26 protein-coding genes are annotated in these 23,918 nt (G+C 30.9%); 12 read left to right on the forward strand and 14 right to left on the reverse strand.

Features of this window, described 5'->3' with window-relative positions; genetic code table 11:
- Nucleotides 1-94 precede the first annotated feature (94 nt).
- Nucleotides 95-625 (reverse strand): hypothetical protein, encoded by a 531-nt coding sequence (locus Q4528_RS08870; RefSeq protein ID WP_046467118.1) that lies wholly within the window; start codon nucleotides 623-625, stop codon nucleotides 95-97.
- 310 nt (nucleotides 626-935) lie between these two features.
- On the opposite strand from Q4528_RS08870, the gene Q4528_RS08875 reads away from it, so the two are divergent.
- The 3 genes from Q4528_RS08875 (at nucleotide 936) to Q4528_RS08885 (ending at nucleotide 2,817) form a co-directional block, all read left to right on the forward strand.
- On the forward strand, nucleotides 936-1,862 hold the full coding sequence (locus Q4528_RS08875; protein WP_046467119.1) for a bile acid:sodium symporter family protein: 927 nt from the start codon (nucleotides 936-938) through the stop codon (nucleotides 1,860-1,862).
- Nucleotides 1,863-1,979: 117 nt separating this feature from the next.
- Nucleotides 1,980-2,618 carry an HAD family hydrolase gene (locus tag Q4528_RS08880; protein ID WP_029055817.1) on the forward strand — a complete coding sequence of 213 codons (639 nt, stop codon included), beginning with the start codon at nucleotides 1,980-1,982 and terminating at the stop codon, nucleotides 2,616-2,618.
- Nucleotides 2,619-2,628: 10 nt separating this feature from the next.
- Nucleotides 2,629-2,817 carry a hypothetical protein gene (locus tag Q4528_RS08885; RefSeq protein ID WP_046467120.1) on the forward strand — a complete coding sequence of 63 codons (189 nt, stop codon included), beginning with the start codon at nucleotides 2,629-2,631 and terminating at the stop codon, nucleotides 2,815-2,817.
- A gap of 69 nt (nucleotides 2,818-2,886) precedes the next feature.
- Here the strand turns inward: Q4528_RS08885 and Q4528_RS08890 are convergent, their stop codons facing one another.
- Both Q4528_RS08890 and Q4528_RS08895 read right to left on the reverse strand, forming a co-directional pair.
- Nucleotides 2,887-3,069 (reverse strand): hypothetical protein, encoded by a 183-nt coding sequence (locus Q4528_RS08890; RefSeq protein ID WP_017636465.1) that lies wholly within the window; start codon nucleotides 3,067-3,069, stop codon nucleotides 2,887-2,889.
- The gene (locus Q4528_RS08895) at nucleotides 3,069-3,422 is read right to left on the reverse strand and encodes a hypothetical protein (RefSeq protein ID WP_046467121.1); all 354 of its coding nucleotides are present in this window, start codon (nucleotides 3,420-3,422) and stop codon (nucleotides 3,069-3,071) included. Before Q4528_RS08895 ends, Q4528_RS08890 begins: the two co-directional genes overlap by 1 nt.
- Nucleotides 3,423-3,695: 273 nt before the next feature.
- Between Q4528_RS08895 and Q4528_RS08900 the strand changes: the two genes are divergently transcribed.
- Nucleotides 3,696-5,093, forward strand: coding sequence for an amino acid permease (locus tag Q4528_RS08900; protein ID WP_046467122.1), 1,398 nt, complete (start codon nucleotides 3,696-3,698; stop codon nucleotides 5,091-5,093).
- A gap of 130 nt (nucleotides 5,094-5,223) precedes the next feature.
- On the opposite strand, the gene Q4528_RS08905 is transcribed toward Q4528_RS08900, so the two are convergent.
- From Q4528_RS08905 to Q4528_RS08925, 5 genes are all read right to left on the reverse strand, one after another.
- On the reverse strand, nucleotides 5,224-6,096 hold the full coding sequence (locus tag Q4528_RS08905; protein ID WP_303521286.1) for a MurR/RpiR family transcriptional regulator: 873 nt from the start codon (nucleotides 6,094-6,096) through the stop codon (nucleotides 5,224-5,226).
- 1 nt (nucleotide 6,097) lies between these two features.
- Nucleotides 6,098-7,540: a PTS transporter subunit EIIC gene (locus Q4528_RS08910; RefSeq protein WP_017636461.1), complete on the reverse strand. Its 1,443-nt coding sequence runs from the start codon at nucleotides 7,538-7,540 to the stop codon at nucleotides 6,098-6,100.
- Between the two features lie 14 nt (nucleotides 7,541-7,554).
- Entirely contained in the window at nucleotides 7,555-8,442 is an 888-nt protein-coding gene (gene murQ, locus Q4528_RS08915; RefSeq protein ID WP_017636460.1) for an N-acetylmuramic acid 6-phosphate etherase, read from the reverse strand.
- 3 nt (nucleotides 8,443-8,445) lie between these two features.
- Complete coding sequence (locus Q4528_RS08920; protein WP_046467124.1) at nucleotides 8,446-9,501, reverse strand: MupG family TIM beta-alpha barrel fold protein; 1,056 nt, start codon at nucleotides 9,499-9,501, stop codon at nucleotides 8,446-8,448.
- Between the two features lie 185 nt (nucleotides 9,502-9,686).
- Nucleotides 9,687-10,031 carry a hypothetical protein gene (locus Q4528_RS08925; protein ID WP_046467125.1) on the reverse strand — a complete coding sequence of 115 codons (345 nt, stop codon included), beginning with the start codon at nucleotides 10,029-10,031 and terminating at the stop codon, nucleotides 9,687-9,689.
- Between the two features lie 45 nt (nucleotides 10,032-10,076).
- Between Q4528_RS08925 and Q4528_RS08930 the strand changes: the two genes are divergently transcribed.
- Nucleotides 10,077-10,811, forward strand: a complete 735-nt coding sequence (locus Q4528_RS08930; RefSeq protein ID WP_046467126.1) for a CPBP family intramembrane glutamic endopeptidase — start codon at nucleotides 10,077-10,079, stop codon at nucleotides 10,809-10,811.
- Between the two features lie 286 nt (nucleotides 10,812-11,097).
- On the opposite strand, the gene Q4528_RS08935 is transcribed toward Q4528_RS08930, so the two are convergent.
- Nucleotides 11,098-11,808 carry a helix-turn-helix transcriptional regulator gene (locus tag Q4528_RS08935; RefSeq protein WP_046467127.1) on the reverse strand — a complete coding sequence of 237 codons (711 nt, stop codon included), beginning with the start codon at nucleotides 11,806-11,808 and terminating at the stop codon, nucleotides 11,098-11,100.
- A 447-nt stretch (nucleotides 11,809-12,255) separates the two neighbouring features.
- Between Q4528_RS08935 and Q4528_RS08940 the strand changes: the two genes are divergently transcribed.
- From Q4528_RS08940 to Q4528_RS08970, 7 genes are all read left to right on the forward strand, one after another.
- A complete protein-coding gene (locus Q4528_RS08940) occupies nucleotides 12,256-13,047 on the forward strand; it encodes an inositol monophosphatase family protein (protein ID WP_046467128.1) in 792 nt (263 codons plus the stop codon).
- Between the two features lie 174 nt (nucleotides 13,048-13,221).
- The gene (locus tag Q4528_RS08945; RefSeq protein WP_029055824.1) at nucleotides 13,222-14,172 is read left to right on the forward strand and encodes an LCP family glycopolymer transferase; all 951 of its coding nucleotides are present in this window, start codon (nucleotides 13,222-13,224) and stop codon (nucleotides 14,170-14,172) included.
- Between the two features lie 243 nt (nucleotides 14,173-14,415).
- On the forward strand, nucleotides 14,416-17,370 hold the full coding sequence (fdhF, locus tag Q4528_RS08950; protein ID WP_072291829.1) for a formate dehydrogenase subunit alpha: 2,955 nt from the start codon (nucleotides 14,416-14,418) through the stop codon (nucleotides 17,368-17,370).
- Nucleotides 17,370-17,840, forward strand: coding sequence for a helical membrane plugin domain-containing protein (locus Q4528_RS08955; RefSeq protein WP_017636452.1), 471 nt, complete (start codon nucleotides 17,370-17,372; stop codon nucleotides 17,838-17,840). The genes fdhF and Q4528_RS08955 overlap by 1 nt, the downstream gene beginning before the upstream one ends.
- Nucleotides 17,841-17,982: 142 nt before the next feature.
- Nucleotides 17,983-18,231 carry a hypothetical protein gene (locus Q4528_RS08960; RefSeq protein WP_017636451.1) on the forward strand — a complete coding sequence of 83 codons (249 nt, stop codon included), beginning with the start codon at nucleotides 17,983-17,985 and terminating at the stop codon, nucleotides 18,229-18,231.
- A 23-nt stretch (nucleotides 18,232-18,254) separates the two neighbouring features.
- Nucleotides 18,255-19,031 carry an N-acetylglucosaminidase gene (locus Q4528_RS08965; RefSeq protein WP_046467130.1) on the forward strand — a complete coding sequence of 259 codons (777 nt, stop codon included), beginning with the start codon at nucleotides 18,255-18,257 and terminating at the stop codon, nucleotides 19,029-19,031.
- 172 nt (nucleotides 19,032-19,203) lie between these two features.
- Nucleotides 19,204-20,328, forward strand: a complete 1,125-nt coding sequence (locus Q4528_RS08970) for an FAD-dependent monooxygenase (RefSeq protein ID WP_029055829.1) — start codon at nucleotides 19,204-19,206, stop codon at nucleotides 20,326-20,328.
- 119 nt (nucleotides 20,329-20,447) lie between these two features.
- On the opposite strand, the gene Q4528_RS08975 is transcribed toward Q4528_RS08970, so the two are convergent.
- The 5 genes from Q4528_RS08975 to Q4528_RS08995 all read right to left on the reverse strand — a co-directional run bounded on the left by Q4528_RS08975 (nucleotide 20,448) and on the right by Q4528_RS08995 (nucleotide 23,547).
- Nucleotides 20,448-21,407, reverse strand: coding sequence for a 2-hydroxyacid dehydrogenase family protein (locus Q4528_RS08975; RefSeq protein ID WP_046467131.1), 960 nt, complete (start codon nucleotides 21,405-21,407; stop codon nucleotides 20,448-20,450).
- A gap of 78 nt (nucleotides 21,408-21,485) precedes the next feature.
- The gene (locus Q4528_RS08980) at nucleotides 21,486-21,800 is read right to left on the reverse strand and encodes a DMT family transporter (protein WP_017636447.1); all 315 of its coding nucleotides are present in this window, start codon (nucleotides 21,798-21,800) and stop codon (nucleotides 21,486-21,488) included.
- Nucleotides 21,800-22,132: a DMT family transporter gene (locus Q4528_RS08985; protein ID WP_046467132.1), complete on the reverse strand. Its 333-nt coding sequence runs from the start codon at nucleotides 22,130-22,132 to the stop codon at nucleotides 21,800-21,802. Before Q4528_RS08985 ends, Q4528_RS08980 begins: the two co-directional genes overlap by 1 nt.
- A gap of 151 nt (nucleotides 22,133-22,283) precedes the next feature.
- Nucleotides 22,284-22,784 (reverse strand): CHAP domain-containing protein, encoded by a 501-nt coding sequence (locus Q4528_RS08990; RefSeq protein ID WP_303521297.1) that lies wholly within the window; start codon nucleotides 22,782-22,784, stop codon nucleotides 22,284-22,286.
- A 319-nt stretch (nucleotides 22,785-23,103) separates the two neighbouring features.
- Complete coding sequence (locus Q4528_RS08995; RefSeq protein ID WP_046467134.1) at nucleotides 23,104-23,547, reverse strand: DUF4870 domain-containing protein; 444 nt, start codon at nucleotides 23,545-23,547, stop codon at nucleotides 23,104-23,106.
- Between the last annotated feature and the right edge of the window lie 371 nt (nucleotides 23,548-23,918).

Consider the following 23,918-nt stretch of genomic DNA (forward strand, 5'->3'; position numbering starts at 1 on the left):
AAAAAAGACAATTTCTATATTATTTCAATAGAAATTGTCTTTTTTTCACTTATCCAAGAACTTTATGTCCCGGACTCTTTTATAGTTAATTGAATTAGGAAATTCTAGCTTTATGAATCATTTTAGATTTATAACCAGCTGATAGGATATCTATATTACGTGTTGCTACTGTATGTAATAATTTAGAAAAAACTTCAGGTGGACAAATGATACTTGCACAATTTTTATTTAATGTATAACTAATATCATAATGATTCATAAACATATTCATTATATCTATCACTTTGTCTTTAATAAAAGCATCTTGTAATCCGTCAATAGATAGTTCAAATCGTTTAGCTGATTGATATAAATGATCTGAATCAAGTAGTTCATCAAGTTGTTTTGGTGATAATATTTGATAAATAGTGAAATTATGAAAACTTAAAAAGCTAATAAAATAAGGTAATTGTTGTTTTGGTAAGCTCACTTCTAAAGCATACATACCTTGTTGTTTAAATATTTGATATTGAAAGGATTCGCAAAATTTAATCTGCTTACATAGCTTTGATAATGTTTTGCGAGATGATCGAGATTTTAAATCTGCGATATTTATAATGTAAGTTTCAAATTTGTCTATCAACATGTTATGCCTCCCGATTGCTAACATTCATGGTTTAGAAATTTATTGTTAAGTAGGGTAATAGTTTTTGTTGCTTTAAAATGATTGTACCATGCTTCTTTTTGATATTCACTAGGACTTTTGAATGAAGACTAGTAAAAAAGAATATTTCATTAGCCAATACTATGAGTATCATGGATTAAAGGACTTTATTAAAATCTAATTACAGGGACCGTAAATAACTTAAAATATAAGAAAATTCTGAAAATAACATTGTCCATTATAAATAGTTATGATAATATTTGTCATTATTAACTATTAAGGGTGTGTTTATATGTTAAATCGAATCAGTCAATTTGCGACAAAAACATTTATATTTTGGATGTTATTTGCTGCTGTGCTTGGATTTATTTTTCCTTCACACATCTCAATATTAGGTGGTTTCGTACCATACTTGCTTGGGATTGTTATGTTAGGAATGGGGATGACTATAGATCCTAAAGACTTTAAAATTGTTTTACAATCACCAAAACCTGTCATTATTGGCGTTATTTTACAGTTTACGATTATGCCTACCTTAGCATTTCTTATTGCTAAAGGCTTTCAATTACCTCCTGAAATTGCCATAGGTGTGATTTTAGTTGGATGCTGTCCAGGTGGAACATCTAGTAATGTAATGAGTTATTTAGCTAAAGCAAATGTAGCATTATCTGTAGCGATAACGAGTGTCTCAACTTTAATTGCGCCTTTTGTTACACCAGCATTAATCTATATTTTTGCACATGAATGGTTGAAGGTCTCATTTGCTAGTATGTTATGGTCAGTCGTTCAAGTAGTATTGATACCAATTATTATAGGATTTGTATTCCAAAAGGTAGCAAGACGTTTTGCTCAAAAGACAGCTACAGCATTACCATTAATTTCTGTTATTGCCATTTCTCTTATTTTGGCAGCTGTAGTCGCAGCTAGTAAAACACAAATTTTGAAAACAGGATTGTTAATTTTTGTAGTTGTTATCTTACACAATATTCTTGGTTATACAATCGGTTATGTATTAGCTAAAGTATTCCGAATGGATTATAAAGATAAAAAAGCCGTAGCGATAGAAGTAGGTATGCAAAATTCTGGTTTAGCAGTATCACTTGCAACAGTTCATTTTAGTCCTTTAGCTGCTGTGCCAGGGGCTGTATTTAGCTTAGTTCATAATATTTCAGGACCTATTCTTGCAAAATATTGGTCTTCTAGAAGTAAAGATATTTAATTGACTCATTTATCTGAAGATTAAATCCCATTTTTAACTAAGATAGTATCTAGATTATGTTAAAATATGAGACATTGAGATTTAATTTTTATTATAAAAAGATAAAGGAGTACGCATATGTATAGAGCAGTTGTTTTTGATTTTGATGGAACTATAATCGATACAGAAAAACATCTTTTTGATGTCATTAATAAACATTTAACTAAACATAATGAATCACCAATTACTTTAGAATTTTATAGAAGATCAATAGGTGGGGCAGCAACTGAACTTCATAATTATCTTGAAGCACTTATTGGCCCAGAGAAAAAAGCAGCTATTTATAAAGAACATAATGATACAAGTGGACATTTACCAATAATAGAAACAATTCAACAATTAATGGAATATTTAAAGCAACGCCATATACCGATGGCAATTGCGACTAGTAGTCATAGAGAAGATATATTACCTACATTTCATAAACTAGGTTTAGATAAATATATAGAAGTGATAGTAGGTAGAGAAGATGTTGAAAATGTTAAGCCCAATCCTGAACCTTATTTAACAGCAGTACAACAACTAAATTATAATCCGACAAACTGCTTAGCGATTGAGGATTCAGTAAATGGTGCAACGGCTGCAAATAGTGCCGGTTTGGATGTTATTGTAAATACAAATGTTATGACTGAAGAACAAGACTTTTCTACTGTTAATTATGTAGCTAAAGATATTGATTTCGATAATATTGTTCAGCGCTTCTTTAGTCGTAAATAGGAGGTATGGTATGTTTTATACTATCCTGTTTTTCATAGCTGGACCTATCATTATCGGTATTGGAAACTTGATATTAGGTCCTATGTTTAATAAACGTATTCCTTTACACATACATGTGCGATCTTTTTTTGTTGGTACGATGATATATTTAATATTAGCTACAATTGGATATTTCTTATTATTACAAGGTAGATTATAAAAAATCCGCTTCAATTATGAGTAGATCTTACTCAGTTTGAAGCGGATTTTTACTGATTAAAATATTTCATTACATAATTTTTAATAACAAGGTAACTAAAATCAATACAATTAATATCGCATCAATACCAACCATAATAGCAAAACGAGTGGTTTTTTGACCTTGAGACTTAGCTAATTTTAAAGCGTTATAATTTGGTATTAAACTAATAATTAATAAGATAAGAATAATTACGCCAATAATGACAGACATTAACTTTGTCCTCCGTTCCTATTTTCAATATATTCCCAAATAAATCCTGCGATAATACCCACTATAATCCCTATTAAAACGCCTATTTTTATATGTGAAATCATGGCACCAATAATTAATCCAATAATAATGGCTATTGGCAAAGTAGTTCCAAATTTCATTTTTCTCTCAGGAGAATTTAAAATGGTAAACGCAACTACATATATGATAAAGAAAACAATTGCTGCCAGTAGTGACTTACCAATTAATGGTAGTAGATTTGGGTTTTTAACAGAAAAATAATTGAGTAAGAAAAAGATAATTAAAAATATGATTGATATTTTTAATGCTTTTTGAATTAATGTTTTACTCATAATGTACTCCTTAATAAATATATGAAAAGTATATCATAAACCTAAAATGAACCATAAAGTAAATCTCTTTAAAGAAATTTTTAAAAAAGTTGAAATTAATTAATTATTGCAAATCCAGTAAAATTGCGGGTTTGCAAAAGACTGTCATAATAGTTTTGTAAGCGATTTCAATAAATTGTTAAAATATTGTTTCAATTTTGTCATTTTATAGTATAATTGCGTCAATAAGTTTATTATTATTTTATCCTAGTAAAAAAGAGGTGTGTTATTAACATGGAGAATAACGAATTACAAAGGGGATTAAGTGCACGTCAAATGCAGATGATTGCACTAGGCGGTACGATTGGTGTTGGCTTGTTTATGGGAGCAACAAGTACAATCAAATGGACAGGACCGTCAGTAATATTTGCGTATTTAATTGCGGGTATATTTTTATTTTTAATCATGCGTGCTATGGGAGAAATGATTTATATTAATCCAACAACTGGTTCTTTTGCTACATTTGCTAGTGATTACATACACCCAGCAGCTGGATATATGACAGCATGGAGTAATATATTCCAGTGGGTAGTCGTAGGTATGAGTGAAGTTATAGCTGTCGGAGAATATATGAATTATTGGTTCCCGAATTTACCTCAATGGATTCCAGGGGTTATAGCTATTTTATTATTAGCAGCTGCTAACTTAGTATCAGTAAAAGCCTTTGGAGAATTTGAATTTTGGTTCGCTTTAATTAAAGTTATAACAATTGTTTTAATGATTATAGCAGGTTTTGGTTTAATATTATTTGGCTTAGGTAATGGTGGACATCCAGTTGGTTTTTCTAACTTATGGTCACATGGTGGATTTATGCCAAATGGTATAGTCGGTTTCTTCTTTGCACTATCAATCGTTATAGGTTCATATCAAGGTGTTGAATTAATTGGTATTTCAGCAGGTGAAACTAAAGATCCACATAAAAATATTGTAAAAGCAGTTAACGGTGTTATCTGGCGTATACTTATTTTTTATCTTGGTGCCATCTTTGTTATCGTTACAGTTTATCCATGGGATGAGTTAGGAAGCATCGGAAGTCCGTTTGTAGCAACATTTGCTAAAGTCGGTATCACATTCGCAGCTGGTTTAATTAACTTTGTAGTATTAACAGCAGCAATGTCTGGTTGTAACTCAGGAATCTTTAGTGCGAGTCGTATGATTTATACATTAGCACGTAAAGGTCAACTACCTAAGATTTTTACTAAAGTTATGAAAAATGGTGTACCAATTTATACGGTATTAGCAATTTCTATAGGAATCTTAATTGGAGCTTTATTAAACGTTATTTTACCACTGTTTATTAAAGGTGCAGATAGTATATTTGTATATGTGTATAGTGCTTCAATTTTACCTGGTATGATTCCTTGGTTTATGATTTTAATCAGTCATATTCGTTTTAGAAAATTACATCCTGGTGAAACTAAAAACCATCCATTTAAAATGCCAGGTGGTATAGTTGCAAGTTACTTAACAATAGCGTTTCTAATTATTGTTTTAATCGGTATGTTATTTAATAAAGAAACTGTAGTATCAGTAGTAATTGGTATCGTATTCTTAACTGCTGTAACTATTTATTACTTTATTAGATATAATAAAGCAGAGAAAAAGTTAAAAAAAGATAATACATTAAAATAAAATCAATTTAAAAAGCAGCATTAACGTCATTAAACTTGCGTTAGTGCTGCTTTTCTATATTTGAAATGTATATAATTAACAATAGGATTGAGCTTAGACAATAATTTAGTCTAAACTTAATCCTATTTAATTAATGCTTAAAGTCAATATTAGAAAGATGCTTTCTATAATTATCTAATGCAATTTTAGATTGTGTAATAAAGTCTAAAGAAGATTGATAGTTTAAAGCAATATATCGATAATAAAGAACATCAATCGTAAACATTTGTGCTAGTAAAGATGTTGTAGCGCCCATGCGCATTTCATTTTCATCAGTTTCACCATAATCTAGTACGATATCTGACATTTGAGAAATGGTATTGTTGGGTGAACTAGTTATTGTCACAATTGGAATATGATAATCTTCAACTACTTTAGCAATAGATTGCATTTCACTTTGTGTTCCATTGTTTGTGATAAAAATAACGCAATCTCGACTATCACAAGAAGCAAGCATCGTAGTGAAAATATGTGTTTCTTGTGCAAGTTGTGCATTCATACCAATCCGTGAAAGCTTTTGATATAAGTCGGTCGCTACGACAAAAGATGCACCATATCCATAAATGAATATTCTATTAGAATGTTTGAATTGATCGCAAATGAGATCTACGGTTTTATCGTTCAGATTATTATTTGCTTTAGTTAATGCACCATTTGCACGAGCAAGCATCTTCTTTTTAAGTGATGAGGTGCTTTCATTATCAACTAATTCAACATTATAAACAGTTGTTTCTTTAGGCATGTACTTTGATAGTTCGATTTTTAATTCTTGAAAACCACCATCTACCAATTTTTTACTAAATCGGATAATAGATGATGGACTCGTATCAAGTTCTTGTGCAAGATCTTGAGAATTCATCTTTATGACTTCGTGTGGTGCATTTTGAATATAATTTGCTATTTTTTTCTCGTTTTTTGTTAAATAGGGATACTGGTTATCTATTTCATATAAAATGTTCGTCATTTTAATCACCCAGTTTGTTAGAGTTTCTCATTTTTTTTGTAGTTCCAAATAAAAATGTCATGATAAAGCCACCTATATATGCTGAAATTAAACCAGCAATATAACCTAGATACATATTGTCTGAGATTAAAGGTAATAAAGATAAGCCACTAGGTCCAACAGCTTTAGCGCCTATATGACCAATTCCTCCAATAACAGCACCGCCAATACCGCCACCAAGACATGCAGTGAAAAAAGGTCTACCGAGTGGCAACGTTACACCATAAATCAATGGTTCCCCTATACCTAAGAAACCTACGGGTAATGCGCCTTTTAAAGTATTTCTAAGTGGTTGATTATGACGACAGCGTACCCATAAAGCAAGGGCAGCACCAACTTGACCAGCACCAGACATTGCAGCGATAGGTAGTAAATAGGTTGCGCCAGTACTATTAATAAGCTCGATATGGATTGGTGTAAAAACGTGATGAAGTCCTAACATGACTAATGGAAGGAAAAAGGCACCAATAATAAATCCGCTAAAGATACCACCAACGTCAATCACCCAATTCACAACATGCACTAAACCATCTGATATAAAACCAGCAATTGGCATGATTATAAATATCGTCAATAAACCAATGGTAAGTAGTGATAGGGTGGGTGTGATAATAATATCTATTGATTCTGGTACTGATTTATGTAGTTTCTTCTCAATGATACTTAAGATCCAAACGGCAAATATAACACCTATAATTCCACCTTGACCAGCAACAAGAGGTTCTCCTGTGAAAATATTTTTTATAGGATTTTCATCGGTTAGACCTGTTAATAATGTTGTACCTCCTATAACTCCACCTAAACCTGGTGTAGCACCGAATACTTTAGCGCTATTAATCCCAGTGAAAATGGCTAAGTAAGCTAACATACCGTCTTTAATAACATTTAATACGGTAACAAGTTGTTTCATGAAATCTCCAGATATCATGTGCGCAGTTAACATATTGTTTAATACTGCAGCTATACCACCGATTAAACCTGCCCCTATAAATGCCGGAATTAAGGGGATAAAGATGTTAGAAATGGACTTTAAAATACGTTGCCATTTACTTTGCTTTCTTGAATTTTGATAATGCTTTTTATTTTCGTTAGCAAGTTGTTCAGCTTGTGATTTATAGCTTTGATTTTCAGAATGATTGATGTCTTCACCCAATGGTACATGACTGTATTCAGCCATTTTATTAGCGACCTTATTAACAATACCTGGACCAACAATAATTTGAAGATGATCATCTTCGACAATCCCCATGACACCTTCAATTTGATGTAGTTTATCGTAATTTACAATACTTGAATCATTGATAGTTAATCGAACTCTAGTCATACAATGCATTATTCGCTGTATATTTTCGATGCCACCTACAGCTTTTATAATTTCTTGAGCAAGTCGTTCTTCTTTACTCATGGAATTAGCCTCCTTTAACCTTTGATGGCTTGCTTAATCACTCCATTATGTTGTAGTAATTTTTGTTGTGCTTCATCTTTGGTTATGTCACTTAAATTCATGACAATTGCAGTTTTAATATCTTTATCGGCTTTTTCATAGAGTAACTTTGCTTCTTCGTCATTTAAATCACATATTTCTTTAATGATGCGTATTGAACGGTGAATTAATTTCTGATTGGTTGGTTTTAAATCTACCATTAAATTATCATAAACTTTGCCAACACCTATCATTGTCATTGTAGAAATCATATTGAGAACGAGTTTTTGTGCCGTTCCTGATTTTAAACGTGTTGATCCTGTTAGTACTTCCGGACCTACAGGTATTTCTAATGCATATTGCGCTACTTTACTCATTTTACTGTCTGTATTACATGAGATTGAAACACTAGTAGCACCCACTTTGTTAGCATAAGTTAAAGCACCTTTAACATAAGGTGTGCGCCCACTTGCAGAAATACCTATAACCATATCATTTTCAGTTAAACCAATATTCTCTAAATCTTTTTGACCTAGCGCTTCATTATCTTCGGCACCTTCAACAGCTTTTGTCATCGCTTTAGGGCCTCCAGCAATAATACCTATTACTTCATTTGGTGAAGTGTTAAAAGTGGGTACACATTCAGCAGCATCTAGTACACCTAATCTACCGCTTGTTCCTGCACCAATGTATATCAATCTACCGTGCTGACTAAATTTTGCAATTGACTCATTAATAACGTTTGTTAACTTTGGAATAATAGATTCTATAGCTTTAGGAACTAATTGATCCTCTTGATTCATTGTTTTAAGTGCATCTTGAATTGACATTTCATCTAAATGCATTGTTTGTGCGTTACGTGATTCAGTTGTTAAATCATTCAATGCTTATGTCTCCTTTAAACATATAAATTCAAAAGTATCGCCTGGCTGCATGATTTTAAGAAAAGGAAGATCTTGTTTACAAATACGTGCAAGACGATTGATATTTGAATGTCCTGGAAGAGATGTTTTAATAATTTGAAGTTCACCTTCATAACGACCATTGAGGTGGTTATCGATAGTAATATCTCCAGGCAAACGTTGTTCGATACCAATAGGTGTAATTTTCTGATTCACCATTAATCTAGATGTTTGAGAACGTAAGACATGTTCGGGCGAATCAATTCTTACATGGTGTTTTGCATATAATAGATTTAATAAATGATTATCATTATTTTCGACATTATTGATATGCAATACAAAGTGATGTTGAACAAATATTTGATAAAGTTGTTTAGCTAAATTGATTTCAAAACCATTGTCAGCAATAACGATAGTATTAATACCAGTTAGCTGTAGTTCATGTACAGCTTGAAAAGCATGTTCATGCCTATGATTTTCTATTGTAGGTAAGCCTTTGTATAGAGGACCTCTTAAGTTTGTTCCAGGAATAAAGGCAAATATCTTAGCATTTGGATCGAATAAATGAATAAGATTATTTTGCTGTTGAAGTGATGACAAACTTAATCCTGTATCGGGTCTAGGATAATAATTATGACAATAAACAAGTGTTCGAATATTTGGATTACTATAAATAGTAGATAATATATGATGCGTTATTGTACTAGCGTTAATACAACATTGATATCCTCTTTTTTGAATATCAAGAATAAGATTCACATTAAGTTGATCATCAATTCTAATAACAAATTCCCCGTTTGAGAATTGATCTAATAAACTGTAAAAGTGGTGATTAAGTAAAGAAGGATTTACATCAATAATAAAAGTGATTGAATATTGCGATAATAACTGGCACAATTCTCCCAAATGCGACAGTTTAAATTGATCATCTTCTTCTGGTATTTGAAGGGAAGTAAAAATGGTATCGTATCCCTGAGATACCATTGATAGAATATAAGATTCATTCAATCTTTGTCCTATAGATACCGAGAAACCAAGCATGATCATCCTCCTCAAATAATTGCTTAATCATATCCGATTATAACGCTAATATTATTAATTTACAATTTGCATATTAGAATAAAGTATAAAACTTTTACAAAAAAATTAAAAAACAATAAAAATTAAAATAAATAGTTGTTTAGAGGTTAATGTGTATTCATTGAATATTGTAGAGAAAGAAGTTTTTAATAGGTATAAGATTTATAATAAGTTAAACTGTCGAAAATCATTAATTGATAATGATTGATGGTTTGGCAACTGTCTCCATTTTTTGTAATGTTAAAAGGATGTTCGTTGAAAAAGGTGATTAAATTTTTATAATTGTTTAAATTTAGATCAGTGGATTTAAATTGATCTGATAATTGTGAGGTAATCCAGTGAGATTCTTCAATGAGTAAAGTGGTAAATTCGTTTAATGTAGTCTCGAATTTGTTATGATTAAAAAGTATATAATACTTTAACTTTTCAGTTATCATAATGAGTTGAGTTAATTTTAATTCTATGTGGGTAAATGTTTCTTGCGAATTCATAAAGCCTCCGTTTAGATATAAAGATAAAAAGAAAGGATACATAATATGAAACTTTCGAACAAAGGATATCGTTTTAAAGATATTGCGTGGAGAGATTTGTTATTAATACCAATTATCTATATTGTGTTATTGATATTTTCGATGGTAGGTTTTGGGATATTAAATACACATTATACTCACCCAGATAAATTAATGCAGTCAATGATGGCGACTGTTGCACAAGTGATGAGTTATATTATTGCAATTTTAAGCTTTTATTTAATGCATATAAAATCATTTCCCAAACGATTTAGTAATGGAATTAATTATGTTAAAAAGCATTGGATATTCTTAATTTTTATGTTACTTATAGCGCTTGGGGCATCATCGCTTTATGAGTGGTTGATGCAATTTTTACCAAAATCATTACAGTATAGTGAAACGCAAAATGAATTAGCGCTCAATCAATTATTCAAAACACCTTTATTTTTACCTATAGCATTTCTCTTAATAGTCATTGTTGCGCCTATTGTTGAAGAATTAGTGTTTAGGCATATCCTTATCGGAGAATTAGGTAAGAAGTTTAATTTTATTTTTATGGGGATTATTTCAGCAGTAACCTTTACTTTATTACATGTTAGTGGCGCGAAATCACCATTTGAATTTGGGGCATATTTTATATTAGCTATTATATTGGTAGTTAGTTATTTAAAAGCTAAAAGAAATTTAGCGGCCTCAATGACCATTCACATATTAAATAATCTTATATCATTTATATGGACGTTATTTATTATTTATTAGTAAAACGAAGTATAGCCTGTGACTTGAAAGATGTCACAGGCTATATGTATATTGTCGCCTAGTGAGATAGTTATAGAAATCATTTAAAGTCATACTTTTTGTGTAACAAATTAGTATGACTTACTTAATAGCAATAAGCTATTAAGAACAGAAGGTTCGCATGAACTAAAGAGTTCATGCATAAGAGTTACTAAGCACTAAAGTGCAAGTACCTCTAATGAATTAGGAGTGAAATAAAGGATTACACTAGCTATAGCTAGTGCATAAGAACCACTAGCCTAATGAATTAGGAGTGGTTCTTTATATTTCTGGTGGGGTCTGATAAAAATTGCTGATAGTTATCAATTGTTATATCTTGTGTTTTAATTGTTTTTTCAAATGAATAAGAAATGTCTTGTATATCTCTTATTAAAAGTTCTCTAGTGGAACCTAAGCCAATTTCGAATACGATAGCATGCCATTGACCATCTTTACACAACAATCCAATAAAGATTACATTTTCAGCAACAGTTCGATCTTCTTCGTAAAAATCTACTAGCATCACTTTACGCTCAGAACAGTATATTAAAATATCAGAAAAAATATTGGGTAATGTAACCTGAGTAGTGTCTTCAAATTTTATATAATAGTCCATCTTTTTTAATAATTTGCGTATACGTGTTTGCGGTAAACTTAAACATTGTTTCAAAATAGCCTGAATTTCTTTCGCATAGGGCAAAGTTGAATAAGATTGACTTTCATTTAAAGTAAGAAATAATGCAGAAAGTTGAGCATCTGTTAAAGTTAGCGCAATTTTTGATTGTGATTCTTGAATTTTATAGCCGCCTTGACTGCCATGTGATGCATGTATTTGTACACCTTGATTTTCTAAATCATCAATATCTCTAAGAATTGTACGTTTTGAAACTTTAAATCTTTTTGCTAATTCAGAAGCAGTAATCTTATTACTTTGCTGAATTTCTTGTATCAGTCGATTTTGACGTTCTAATTTATTCAATGAAAGTCACCTCCAATAAACATTACATATTACAATAATTATATCATATAAGCGACAATGATGACATTTGTAGCTTATTTTAGAAATAAAAAGTGAAAATATCTCAAAAAAATTTTAGAAAACGCTTACAAATGAAAAACGTTTATGTTAATATATTATTTGTAACAGGGGGAGCGATTAACAAAGGGGTAGAGCTATATAACAGGTAGCTGATAATCGTTCGAGTTACACTAAAACATCTTCAATATTTATTACTTACTTTCCTTTCTATTTGTCGGCTAGCATAAGACTAGCCGATTTTTTTTATGTCAATAATGTTAATGTAGGACTAAAATTTTTAAGTACAATATATTATGACTGTGTTAGAGTAGATTTTAATGAATTATAGTTTTTAAATAAAATTTGAACATACAATGATAAATAGAAAAAAATAAAGAGGTGTTATAGATGACTAATTATCAACTAAATGATATAGATCAAATGGTTACAGAATGGTTAGAAAATATAGACAATATTATCCCTAAATTAATTTTTGATATGCATACTGAAACAAAATTAAATCGATTTGATTTAGTGACGAATGTTGATCAGCAAATCCAAAATGAATTTCAACAATTTTTAAGTAAACACTTACCAGACCATCAATTATTTGCTGAAGAAAAGAGCAATGAAGGGATTGATCCTAGGCAAGGCCATGTATGGATTATGGATCCTATAGATGGTACAGCGAATTTAGTTAAACAGCAAGAAGATTATTGTATAATTCTAGGTTATTTCGTAGATGGAGAACCTAAATTATCATATATCTATGATTATCCACATGGACATTTATATAAAGCGATTGAAAATAAAGGTGCATATGATAATAACCAAATATTATTAGCCCCGCCAATCATAGATATAAAAGATGCCATTCTATCATTTAATACACAAGTGTTGAATGATGAAACAATGCATGAATTATATGAGGCATCCTTTGGACATAGAATTATAGGATCATGTGGTTTAGATTCATTAAGAGTGATTAAAGGTCAATTTGGTGCACATATCAATACTAATCCTAAACCTTGGGATATCGCAGCTCAATTCTTATTTGCAAAAGAACTTGGTTTAAAAATGAGTTCATTGGATGGCAAACAAATAGACTTATCAACTGCAGCGCCATTTATTATAAGTAATGAAGGATGTTATAAAGAAGTCCTTGAAATTTTAAATAGTGGTTCTGGATACGGAAAGTAATATTATAAATATATTGCCTCATCACTATATGATGTCCATATTTGACACTTAGATTATTCTTTTAAATTAATTTTTGTATAATAAGACTTTAGAAGTATAGTAAAATTAATTTTCTATTATATAATAATTAAGGTATGTAGTATGTGACACAGTTAAGGAAAAGGAGTGATGGGTGTGCGCAGATCAGAAAAAAATAAAATGAGTCTACCCGCAAAAATTTTAGTTTGGTTTATTGGAATTTTATTTATTTTAGCCTTAGTAGCAGTGATTTATGTCGTTGCTAAAATTTTTATCACTGGCGATAAAATACATAATCCTTTAGATAGAGACCATTCTCACTTGAGAGATGGAAAGGTTAATTTAAAAAATGGTGATCCATTTACGATTGCACTATTTGGTGTAGATTCAGATGCTGAACGTAAGGCACAGGGTGGCGGCTCTCGTAGTGATACGATTATGATATTATCAATTAACCCAGAAAAGAAAAAAACTGAAATAGTTAGTGTTCCTAGAGATACACAAGCTAAAATTGTAGGAAAGGGTACAACAGAGAAAATAGCGCACGCTTATGCTTATGGTGGGCCTAGTATGTCTATCAATTCATTAGAAAAATTAATGAATGTACCTATTGATCATTATGCAACCATTGATATGGACGGATTACATGATATGATTGATACACTTGGCGGTATAGATGTTGTCAGCAATGATACTTTTACAACTAATGGCGTTCATTTTGAAAAAGGAAAGAAAACACACGTAAATGGAAAAGAAGCAATGAGCTTTATTCGAAGTCGTAAAGAAGAAGGTGCTGGTGGTGACTTCGGACGTCAAGAACGTCAGCAACTGATATTAGAAGCTATGGCAAATAAAATGACTAGCGCATCTTCTATTGCACACTTCCCATCTTTAATGAATGAAATCCAAAAAAATGTGAAGACAGATTTATCATTAGGTGAACTGAATACTATTAGAAGTAAATATAAAGATGCAAATGATACAGTTAATCGTCATCAACTAGATGGACAAGGTGGCATACAAGACGATGGATTATATTACTTTGTGCCAAGCGATAGCTCTCTTCAAGAAAATGCTAATTTATTAAAAGAAAATCTAAATATGTAATAAAAATTCATAATTTCAATTAATAAAGAACAATGGTGTTAATAGTTAATACCATTGTTCTTTTTTTGCAATTCTCAAAAGCTTTAATTTTATATTAAAATGTAAAAAGTCCTTAACATTGTATGTTTTAAGTTATACAATTAATATGATTCTATCTATTCATATATGTGGGGCATGTAGTTGGATAAGAATAAAAGAAAATGACGTTAGCAATTACGGAAAAATATATAATGGGGTGAAAGTATGAAAGAACATTTAATCGTTACCCTTGACGGAACAGATTATTTAGTTGAACCAGGTACCAATTTATTAGAATTCATACGTTCAAGAGATACATTTGTACCAGCGATTTGTTATAACGAATCAATGGGACCAATTCAAACTTGTGATACTTGTACAGTAGAAATAGATGGCAAAATTGAAAGAGCATGTGGAACATCAATTGATAGACCAATGACAGTTAATACAACAACAGACCATGTTCAAGCTTCTCAAAAAGAAGCGTTAGATCGTATTTTAGAAAAACATATGCTGTATTGTACAGTTTGTGACTATAACAACGGTGATTGTGAAATTCATAATACGATGGATGAGTGGGGGCTCCAACATCAAACTTATGAATATAAAGAAAAGCCATATGAAAAAGATTATGGTCCATTTTATCGTTACGATCCGAACCAATGTATTTTATGTGGACGCTGTGTAGAGGCATGCCAAGATATAGAAGTTAATGAAACAATTAGTATTGATTGGGATAGAGAACATCCAAGAGTAATTTGGGATAATGATGTTCCTATTAATGAATCTTCATGTGTATCTTGTGGTCAATGTGCAACAGTGTGTCCATGTAATGCAATGATGGAAGTCAATATGGAAGGTAATGCTGGTTATATGACTGATACAGAGCCAGGTTCATTAGCTGCTATGATTGATTTAACTAAAAAGGCTGAGCCAGGATATGGACCATTATTTGCCATTTCAGATTCTGAAGCAGAAATGCGTAAAGAACGTATCAATAAGACTAAAACAGTATGTACATATTGTGGTGTTGGATGTTCATTTGAAGTATGGACTAAAGATAGAGAAGTATTAAAAGTACAACCTTCACACGATTCACCAGCAAATAAAATGGCATCATGTGTTAAAGGTAAATTCTCATGGGGCCATATTAATTCAGATCAACGTTTAACTAAACCTTTAGTACGTAAAGATGGACAATTCCATGAAGTAGAGTGGGATGAAGCGTTAAATGTAATCGCTGATAACTTTACTAAAATTAAAGAAAAATATAATGCAGACCATTTAGCATTTATTTCTTCGTCTAAGGCAACTAATGAAGAATCTTATTTAATGCAAAAATTATCACGACAAGTTATTGGTACAAACAATGTTGATAATTGCTCAAGATATTGCCAAGCACCAGCAACAAAAGGGTTATTTAGAACTGTTGGACACGGCGGAGATTCTGGTAGTATTGAAGATTTAGAAAAAGCAGCTATGACTGTACTTATTGGTACAAATACTGCAGAGGCACATCCAGTTATCGCGTCACGTATGAAACGTGCACAAAAACTATTTGGCCAAAAATCTCATGTGTTTGATATTAGAAAACATGAAATGGCTGAACGTGCTGATGAATTCTATCAACCTAAACCAGGAACTGACTTAGTTTGGTTAAGTGCAGTAACAAAATATATCATCGACCATGATTTACATGACAAAGACTTTTTAGATGAATGGGTAGATGATTTTGATAAGTATTATGAATCATTATCAACATTCACTATGGAATTTGCAGAAGAAACAACTGGTATTCCAAAAGAACGTTTAATTAAATTTGCTAATGAAGTAGCCAAAGCTGAATCAGTATCTATTTGTTGGGCAATGGGTATTACGCAACAAGATATCGGTAGTGATTCAAGTACTGCTATTTCTAATTTATTATTAGTTACAGGAAACTATCGTAAACCAGGTACAGGTGCTTATCCATTACGTGGACATAATAATGTTCAAGGTTGTAGTGATATGGGTAGTATGCCAGACAAAATTACAGGTTATCAAAGTGTTGAAGCGGATGATGTTCGTGCTAAATTCGAAAGAGAATATGGCGTAGAATTAAATAAAAAACCAGGTCGTGATAACCACCAAATGATTGAAGGTATTCATAATGGTGAAATCAATTCACTATATTTATACGGTGAAGATACTGGTATCGTTGATTCAAATATCAATTTCGTTCAAGCAGCTTTCGAAAAATTAGACTTTATGGTAGTTCAAGATGAATTTTTAACATATACAGCGACATATGCTGATGTTGTACTACCTGCAAGCCCATCATTAGAAAAAGATGGTACATTCACAAATACAGAACGTCGTATCCAACGTTTATATAAAGCTTTAGAACCTAAAGGCGATTCTAAACCTGACTGGGAAATTTTCCAACTTATTGCTAATCGCTTAGGTTTTAATTGGAATTATCAACATCCTAGCGAAATTATGGATGAAATTGCGCGTTTAACACCTTTATATTCAGGTGTAAGTTATGAGCGTTTAGAAGGGTTCAATAGTTTACAATGGCCAGTTCATGAAGATGGCACAGATGAACCATTACTTTATTTAGAAGGATTTAATTTTGATAATGGTAAAGCTAAACTTTATCCATTAACGTTTGATAATTACTTTAAAGAAGATGAAGTTTATGACCTTCACGTTAATAACGGTCGATTATTAGAACATTTCCATGAAGGAAATATGACGTATCAAACTGAAATGATTAAATATAAAATGCCTAACGCATTTGTTGAAATCTCACCAGAACTTGCTAAAGATCGAGGTATTCATGAAGGCGCAGAATTAAAATTCATTTCTGAATCAGGTGAAGCTACTTTATTAGCACATATTACTGATAGAGTGAGCGGCAAACAAATTTATATTCCATTAAATAATGACGCCCTTGAAAATGGTGCTATGGGTGCGATCAATGCACTTACGAATAGTGATGTGGATCCTGAAACAGATACACCATCATATAAACGAACTAGCGCTCGCATGGAAGTGATTTCTAAACGTGGTAAGTCACCATTGAATCCAACTAACTTCCGTGTAGATAAACAACGTAATCCACAATACAGTGTTAGAGTTGATAAAAAATGGGATCGTGAGGACTATGTTTTCCCGGGAAATCAGGTGAATGACTAATGGCAGAAAGAATAACTGAAATCAAACGTATGCAAAAGTCACCCGAACAAGTTAAAGCAGAAAGTCTTAACGAAGTATTGGATGCTATATCTGAAAACAAAGACAGTATCTTAAAAGCCATACGATTAGTTAAAGTATTAGATGAAGCGAAAATATTAGATGCATTAAATGGTGGTATTAAAGGTAGACAAGTAATTATTAATAAATTTGCTGTTGAACTTAATAAAGACATTTATACAGGATTACTTTCAAATATGGCATCATTAGTATTCTTATTAGGAGACTTAAATGTTAAAGATTTAAGTGAAATGCTTAATAAACTTAATAAAGGTATGCATGTTGCAAATCAAGCAAGCCCTAACTCTAAAACAACGATTAGAAGCTTAATGGGTGTATTAAAAGATGATGATATGAATCGTAGTCTTACATACATGCTAAACTTATTAAAAGGCATGTCTCGAGAAGACTAATTAACATTTGAGGTCAGAACATTTTATCTAGGATAAGCATATTCTCCTATGATGTTCTGATCTCTTTTCTTTATGTCGACAGAAATTTAAAAAATCATGTATCATGTATATTAAATATTATTTTAAAGAATAGAGGTGTCGTATGATAAATCCTAATATATTAAAAGCAATGGCAATTGTATCCAACGTGTTATTAGTGATAGGTATTATCTTTTTAATTATGTTGAAATTAGTTTTAGCCATTACTTTTTTTGCAGTGTCATTAGCTATTAGCTTAGTTATATTTAATGTACTCTTCAGAGATAAAACAGGAATGAAGATTGCTATTAATGTTTCTTTCTTTATAGTTGTCGTGGCAATTGTCGTTGCTTATTTCGTATTATCTAAATAGTTATAAATAGGAGCTTTGAATAAATGAAAAATATGAGTAAAGCCCGCTTGAGTACATTAGTTATCATTGTACTAATTATTATTTTTGGTATTTTGTATATTATTTTCGATACTAATTTATTTAACAATGATAAACGTGTTTCATTTAATGAAGCAGTATCAAGACAACAAAATAAAGGTGTTCTAAATACAAAAGAAGAAAATGGTGAATTTAAAAAGGCGAATGAATCTGATATTAAAAAAGCAATGTCAATTCACCGTGGTGACAATAAACTAAAATACATGGACATATCTGAAAAGGTTCCTATGTCAGAAGCGGAAGTAAATAAGATACTAAAAGGTAAAGGTATATTAGAAAAACAAGGAAAAAGCTTTTTAGATGCCCAAGATAAATACGAAGTAAATATTATTTATTTAATCAGTCATGCTATTATTGAAACAGGTAATGGACAATCAGATTTAGCTCATGGCATTAAAGATGGTAAACATCATTATTATAACTTTTATGGTATAGGTGCTTTCGATGAAAATGCAGTGCATACTGGTAAAAGTTATGCTAAAAAGCAAGATTGGAATTCACCTAGAAAGGCTATTTTAGGTGGTGCAAAATTTGTTAGAAAGCAATATTTTGAAAATCAGCAAATTTCTTTGTATCAAATGAGATGGAATCCACAAGAACCCGGACAAAATCAATATGCTAGTGATATACATTGGGCAGATAATATTGCCAAGTTTATGAAAAAATATTACGAACAATTTGGTATAAAAAAAGATAAAGTTAGAAAAGATTTTTACTTATAGTCGGTTTCAAATACAAAAGATTAACGTTAGATAGGAAGTTACTATTCATCTGTAATGATGTAGTATACTTCCTTTTTTGTGAAATTTGAAATTTATATTGTAAGGACCGAATTTTTTTAAAGTTTGAGATATGATAAAATATATTAGAATCACAATGATGAGGTGGAATCATATGAAAATCGCAATCGTCGGTGCAGGTATTGGTGGATTAACTGCTGCTGCACTATTACAAGAACAAGGTCATCAAGTTAAAGTATATGAAAAGAACGACGCTATTAGAGAAATAGGTGCTGGGATAGGTATTGGCGATAATGTGATTAAAAAATTACATAATCACGATTTAGCTAAAGGTATTAAAAATGCAGGTCAAAATTTAACAGCAATGAAAACATTTGATGAACAAAATAATCCATTAATGACTGCTTTTCTTAAACAAGATACACTTAATGTGACATTATCTCGTCAAAAACTAATTAATATTATTCAATCGTACGTTGAACCTGACAGTATTTACTTAAATCATAATGTAACTAAAATAGATAATAATAACTCAAAGGTGACGTTACATTTTATTAAACAGGAAAGTGAAGCATTTGATTTGTGTATTGGTGCAGATGGTATTCATTCCACTGTGAGAAATACTATAGATGAACAAAGTAAAGTACAATATCAAGGTTATACATGTTTTCGTGGTTTAGTGGATGATGTCCAATTAGAAGATCCATTTGTAGCAAAAGAATTTTGGGGTAGAAAAGGTCGAGTAGGTATTGTTCCTCTTGTAGGCAATCAAGCGTATTGGTTTATAACAATTAATACCAAAGAAAATGATCTTAAATACAAATCATTTGGTAAACCACATTTACAAGCGCGTTTTAACCATTACCCAAATGAAGTAAGACATATTCTAGATAAACAAAGTGAAACTGGTATTATATTAAACAATATTTATGATATGAAACCACTCAAATCCTTTGTAAAAGAACGTACTATTTTATTAGGTGACGCTGCACATGCTACAACTCCAAATATGGGACAAGGTGCAGGCCAAGCAATGGAAGACGCAATTGTATTAGCTAATTGTCTAAAAGAATATGATTTTACTAAAGCACTAGAACGTTATGATAAATTAAGAGTCAATCATACATCTAAAGTGATTAAAAAATCACGCAAAATCGGTAAAATAGCTCAATATCAAAATAGATTAATGGTTAAGGCTAGAAATACTGTTATGAAGATATTACCTAATAAAATTGCCTCTAATCAAACTAAATTTCTTTATAAATCTAAAGAAAAATAAAGAGTTACTTCAGAATTTTATTAGATTAGCAGTACTTGTGTCAGAGACATAAAGTTATTAAGAAAAGAGAAACAGCAATCAAGCTCTTTGATGAGCTTGATTGCTGTTTTTAATTACCATTATTTATTATTCACAATAAATTGAGGCGTTTCGCCATTAAGTTTTTTAATAGTGTCGTTAGCAACAATTTTAGCCATCATATCTCTTGCTTCAAATGTTGCATTACCAATATGAGGTGTTAATACTACATTTTTTAATGTTTTTAATTCATCAGTGATTTGAGGCTCAAATTCATAAACGTCTAAAGCAGCGCCTTCGATTTCTTTATTTTTTAGTGCTTGTACTAATGATTGTTCGTTGACGATAGGGCCACGTCCTGCATTTACTAAGTAAGCTGTTGATTTCATTTTCTTAAATTGCTCAGTATCAATTAAATGGTGTAAATCGGGATTGTATGCAGCATTTATAGTAATGAAGTCTGCATTTTCCAATAAAGTATCTAAGTCTACGTATTTAGCTCCGATATCTCTTTCTTTTTCTTCTTTACGATGAGGACCAGTGTATAAAACGTCCATATCAAATGCACGTGCACGTTTTGCAACTGCACCACCAATTTCACCTAAACCTATAATACCAATAGTTTTTTCAGATACTTCTCGTCCTCTAAAGAATAAAGGTGCCCAACCATCAAATCCTTTAGTACGAGATAATTCATCACCTTCAACGATACGACGCGCAACACTTAAGATAAGACCAATTGTTAAATCAGCTGTTGCATTAGTTGAAGCTTTCGGCGTATTTGTAACATCGATATTTTTTTCACGTGCATAGTCAATATCGACATTGTTGAAGCCAGCACCATAATTTGCAATGATTTTTAAGTTTTTACCACTATCAATAACTTCTTTATCAACGTTTGTTGATAGTAAACTTACTAATGCTGTTGCATCTTTAACACCATTTATCAATGCTTCTTTACTTATTAAACCTTCGTCATCATACATTTCTACTTCAAAATGCTTTTTCAAAAGTTCTAATCCAACTTCTGGAATTGCACCTGCTATAAATACCTTTTCCATCCTAATCACTCCTTTTATCAACAGTATATAAAAAGATAGGAGTCTTAACAATTAATTCAACTATAAGAATAGATCAAATTAACTTATTAATCGTAATCCGATTACAGCAGCTAATATCATTGCAATACATATAATACGAAATACATTTTTAGATTCATTATAAAAAATCATACCTATAATAGTACCTCCCGCTGTACCAATGCCTGTCCAAATAGCATAAGCAGTACCCATAGGTATTTCAGTCATTGAAAGCTTCAATGTGCTAAAACTACAGACAAAAGCTATCCCAATTAAAATCATAAATATTTTATTTTTAGTTCGAGACCATTCATTCATAAATACAACGCCAGTAATTTCTAGACAACCAGCGATGATGAGATATATCCATGCCATTATTGATGACCTCCTTCAACATCTTCATTCGTTGAAAGTTTTAAACCGATAATTCCTAATATTAATAATATAATTAGAAATAATTTAATAAATGTAAAAGGTTGATTGAAAAAGACCATATCAACAATAACTGTACCTGCAGCTCCTATACCAACAAAAAAAGCGTATACAGTACCTACAGGTAAGCTTTTAGTAGTATCAATCACAAGATAGAAGCTTAAAAATATAAAAATAAGGGTTACTAACCAACTAATAAATGAATCAGTGTTTTTTAAACCAGTAACCCATATGATTTCTACTAATCCTGCTAAAATGACTTTTAACCATTTCAATATTGTATTCCTCCTAATAAAATGACAATAAATCTATTCTCTCAAAATCGGTGATAAGAGGCAAAATGTAAGTGTTATAACATAAAAAAACTTGTAAATGATTAATTAATCATTTACAAGTTTTTATTCATTATTCAAATTACTATCAATATTAGATATGGATATAGTTGTATGAACCAGCTTCACTTGCTGAGATAGTACGTGTACTAACAGAGAAAGGTCCACCATTATAGTTCATTTCTGAAACTGTAACTGATCCATCGCTGCTAACATTTTCAACATAAGCAACGTGACCGTAGCCGCCAGCTGACGATTGTAAAATTGATCCTGCTTTAGGTGTGTTGTTTACTGTATAACCAGCTTGTTGTGCTGCTGATGCCCAATTTCTAGCATCTCCCCAAGTTGAACCAATTTTTCCACCGACTTTGTCATATACGTACCAAGTACATTGACCAGCAGTATATAAATTACCAGATGAAGAATTCTGTGTAGTAGTAGATGTTGTAGTAGTTGTAGTTGAAGTCTGTGTTGTATTATATGATTGATTATTTGGTTGATTAAATTCAGCAGCATCTGCATGATAAGATGTTGTACCGAAATATGCAGCGCCAATGCCTGCTGTTAATGTAGTAATAGTTGCAATTTTTTTCATGATAAATATCCTCCCGAATTTGTTTGGTATTAATATGTAAAGTGATATGGTGTAGCGATCCAAATATCATCTTCATTTACCAATTTAAGTTTTAATCGTTTTACGACAAGAGTAACTTTAACAGATATCAATGACTTTGTGTGTGTTGTTACACTATCGTAATTAAATTAAAAAAACCATGACTCTTGTTGTAATAAACAAAAATCATGGTAATAAATATAGTTAACGCTTCCAAAGGCGTTGTAAATCTATTTTTTTAATATAAGTAACATTTCTAAAAAACATATATTACAAGAGGTTGTAATAAACTATCCAGAAATTATTTGAAAAATCTTATGCTTAAAGGAATTAAATATTCTTTACCACCATAATATTTTACACATGCAATGATAGTAAAAATAAATGATAGTAAACATAAAACTAATAATGCAATTATGCCAACAATATAGAAGATGATGCCAATTATTGCGGCAGTATCATTATTCATACTTAAACCGATAATAAAAGGTATTAACATAATTACTGTAAGAATGATTGTCCAAATAGTATACGAAATAGCAAAATTAAAATAGTTCTTACCAGCTTTATCAACAAGTTTAGATTCTTTACGTTTAATAACCCAAATAATAATCGGTCCAATAATGCCACTAAATAAACTTAGTAGATATATTAGCATAGACATAAGACGTGAATCTTCATCGTTCGAATCAACCATTTGAGACGTTTGATCAGATATTTCATTATCTTGCAATTGTTCTGCCATAGGAATACCCCCGTTTTATATGTAAATTAAATTTATTACATCTTTACTATATCAAATGTTTATAAATTAATAAATAAGTTTTTAGTTTATATAATAACATGTTTTGTCTTATCGTCTATCTACAGGTTTATTTATTTTAAAATAGGATATATAAAATTATTAGTTTCGTCATTAAGTATTCTGTAACCTAAGTTTATATATAAATTTAATATGTAAATGGTGACTAAACTAAATAAATAGTTTAATCATATTGTATCAACAATTATAATGTAGAAATGTAAAATTATTAATGATTTACGAAGGTATAGAGTGGGACTAGGATAACTTTTTATAAAGCCATTTTAGTTCCACCTTTTTAATGAAATATAAAT

The sequence above is a fragment of the Staphylococcus pasteuri genome, assembly GCF_030547725.1.
Classification (GTDB): Bacteria; Bacillota; Bacilli; order Staphylococcales; family Staphylococcaceae; genus Staphylococcus; species Staphylococcus pasteuri.